A 2,664-nucleotide genomic window follows, 5' to 3' on the forward strand; every position below is an offset into this window, starting at 1 on the left:
AGATTCCATATCAGGAACCTGTTTGATACACACCAGGATATTCATAATAACCTCCTTTTAAAATAAGCATACTTAATTAAAATATTAACTTTGAATATTTTATAATAATTTACGTAAATGTCAAGTAAAAATTTATTTATTTTTCTATTGACAAACTAAATTTAATATGATAAATATAAATTATGATTTTTAACGTAAGTGTGAGTATGTTATGAATAACATCAATAACGAAGAATACTTTCAAATTGGAGAGGTTTCAAAGAAATTGGGTATAACGCCAAGAACAATTAGATATTACGAAGAGTTTGGTTTGTTAGATCCTCCGCTTCGTATAGAAAATGGTATAAGATTATATTCCAATGAAGACATAAGACGCATTAAATTCATCTTAAAACTTAAAGAATTGGGTTTAACTTTAAAAGAAATGTTAGAACTTGCAGATATTTATAATCAGCATAAACAATCAATTACTATTATGCCAAAATTGATTGAAATATTAGATGATCATATTGATAAGATTGATAGTAGGATTTCAAAATTAGCCTCTTTAAGAAACGATATAGTAGAATACAGAAAACGCATTTTGTCCCTAATTGAAGAAAACAAATAAAAAAAGATGGGGGTCATTTATGAAAAAAGTTTTTTTTGCAATGCTGTGTTTTCTTTTTTTATCAAAAGCGGCTTTAGCTGCAAATGTAGATGGTGTTAATGTAAAAAATACATTATTGCTCGATTCAACGCAATTGCAGTTGAATGGTTATGGGATTAGACATTATAGTTTTCTCGGTATAAAAATTTATGTAGGAGCTTTATATACACAAGAGAGAGTTCATTCCACTGAACAACTTCTTTCATCTAAACAAAATAAAGTCATTGTTATGTATTTTGTATATCCAAATGTTAGCAAAGATAAGGTTATAGGAGCATTTAAAGAAGGTTTTAGAGATAATTACCCATCAATTATAGGCACAAGTGAAGAAAAAAGTTTTCTCAATCTTTTTACACATGGCTTTAAAAAAGGTGACTCAATAGAAATAGCTTTACTCGAAAATGGCAATACACAGGTATACGAAAATGGCTCTTTAATTGGTCAAATTCATTCTCCAGAGCTTCAAAAAGCAATAATTATGGTTTATTTTGGCCCAAAACCACCAGATAAATCCATGAAAGAAGGAATGCTTGGAAAATGATAGTAGAAATTCAAAAGAGATTCAGCGATTTTGATATGTATACACATGTAAACAGCGCTGTGTATTTTACATATTTTGAATATGCACGCATTGTAGCGCTTGGACAGAATTTTCAAAAAGTGTCTGATACCATTTGGTTTGTAGTAGCAAAACAATCATGTGAATATTTAGAACCAATTTTATTTAACGATATCGTATTTGTAGAATTAAAAATTGAAAAAATTGGTAAATCAAGTTTTGATATATCATACATAGTTAAAAATGATAATAAAATATTTGCCAAAGGTTTAACTACGCTTGTAGCTATTGATAAAAACACAAAAAAGGCTACACCTCTTACTTCAGATATACTAAATTATCTCTCAAAAATCTATTGATTCTACACACAGAGCCTTGCATTTTACAAGGCTCACTTTAAAAAAATTGTAAAACTTACCAAAATAAAAAAACAAAAAGCTTAGTTACTTAATAAAAAGTAACTAAGCTTTTTCGGGGGGTTAGTATAAAAAAAAGGCTTAAACTAACCCATCTTTATATAATAGAATTTAAGATGGGTTTAAAATTTATAAGTACCTACAAAAAATACCTGATTGCTTACTCTGCCATTATTGGGGTCATTGTTTAATCCTACATAGTATGTTTTGTTTCTATCATATTCAAGACCAAGCGTTGCAGATTTTGTTAAATTGTAAGCCAAATTAGCATATACTGTAGCGGCTTTTCTAGCATAGTCTGAACTTGAAAGCGTAGTAAGATTTCCGTATATAATTTGAGAGTAACCACCAGCAATACTAATTGGTACTTGAGCTAATTTATTAAAGTCAACCTTAGCTTGCAGTGCCCATCCTGTAGAGCTAACCTTCTCAAGTGAATTACCATTTAAATAAAAAGAAGGAGGTGATATTTTATCCGTTGGGGCACCAAAACCTGTAAAAGCTTTAGCATAATAAACGTCACCTTTTAAGCTAAATGCATATATTGGCAACTCCAATCCAGTTCCTATAATGTAAGAGTTTTCGTCATTGTCGCTGTTGTTGTATGTCTGTTTTGTTTGCTGCCATTGAAATTGTGCATAAAATTTTGCAGGAGATCCAAGACCAGTTTCAAACTCTACTGGTACTTTTATACCAATACCTGGCATGGATGCTCTTTGTGCTTTTGTTCCTTTACTTGTTACATATCCTTGAATGTCTTCAAATGTTATATATGGGTTTAATTTTGCAGCTCCTAAATCCAATTTTACACCAAATGCAACCTGTGGGATTTTTTTAGTTAAATCCGTACCAGCTGTATTGTTTAAACCATTTAGAGAATATACATCAAAAATACCAGGGTTGTTTTCTTGTCCTACAAGCAACCATGGTGTATAATTGCAACCTTCCTGGCAGAACTCTTTAACAAAAAAAGCCCTCCTTAAGCGAAAATTGCCATTGCCATCTGTACCAATATTAGCACCACCACCTTTAAAATCACC

The 2,664-nt window shown here is 30.6% G+C and carries 4 protein-coding genes; 3 read left to right on the forward strand and 1 reads right to left on the reverse strand.

Features of this window, described 5'->3' with window-relative positions:
* Positions 1–211 precede the first annotated feature (211 nt).
* The 3 genes from ACP5FO_RS08660 to ACP5FO_RS08670 are packed head-to-tail and all read left to right on the forward strand — an operon-like array spanning position 212 to position 1,567.
* The gene (locus tag ACP5FO_RS08660) at positions 212–610 is read left to right on the forward strand and encodes a MerR family transcriptional regulator (protein ID WP_428110668.1); all 399 of its coding nucleotides are present in this window, start codon (positions 212–214) and stop codon (positions 608–610) included.
* A 19-nt stretch (positions 611–629) separates the two neighbouring features.
* The gene (locus tag ACP5FO_RS08665) at positions 630–1,190 is read left to right on the forward strand and encodes a chalcone isomerase family protein (protein ID WP_428110667.1); all 561 of its coding nucleotides are present in this window, start codon (positions 630–632) and stop codon (positions 1,188–1,190) included.
* Entirely contained in the window at positions 1,187–1,567 is a 381-nt protein-coding gene (locus ACP5FO_RS08670; RefSeq protein WP_428110666.1) for an acyl-CoA thioesterase, read from the forward strand. The genes ACP5FO_RS08665 and ACP5FO_RS08670 overlap by 4 nt, the downstream gene beginning before the upstream one ends.
* A 179-nt stretch (positions 1,568–1,746) precedes the next feature.
* On the opposite strand, the gene ACP5FO_RS08675 is transcribed toward ACP5FO_RS08670, so the two are convergent.
* Positions 1,747–2,664 (reverse strand): hypothetical protein (locus ACP5FO_RS08675; protein WP_428157407.1); only part of this gene is annotated, 918 nt, incomplete at its 5' end.

This window comes from Desulfurella sp. (genome assembly GCF_049977265.1).
GTDB lineage: Bacteria > Campylobacterota_A > Desulfurellia > Desulfurellales > Desulfurellaceae > Desulfurella.

Excerpts from the sequence above, each read along its gene's own strand:
- ACP5FO_RS08670 (WP_428110666.1), top strand. The coding sequence starts at position 1,187 with ATGATAGTAGAAATTCAAAAGAGATTCAGCGATTTTGATATGTATACA.
- ACP5FO_RS08665 (WP_428110667.1), top strand. The coding sequence starts at position 630 with ATGAAAAAAGTTTTTTTTGCAATGCTGTGTTTTCTTTTTTTATCAAAA.
- ACP5FO_RS08660 (WP_428110668.1), top strand. The coding sequence starts at position 212 with ATGAATAACATCAATAACGAAGAATACTTTCAAATTGGAGAGGTTTCA.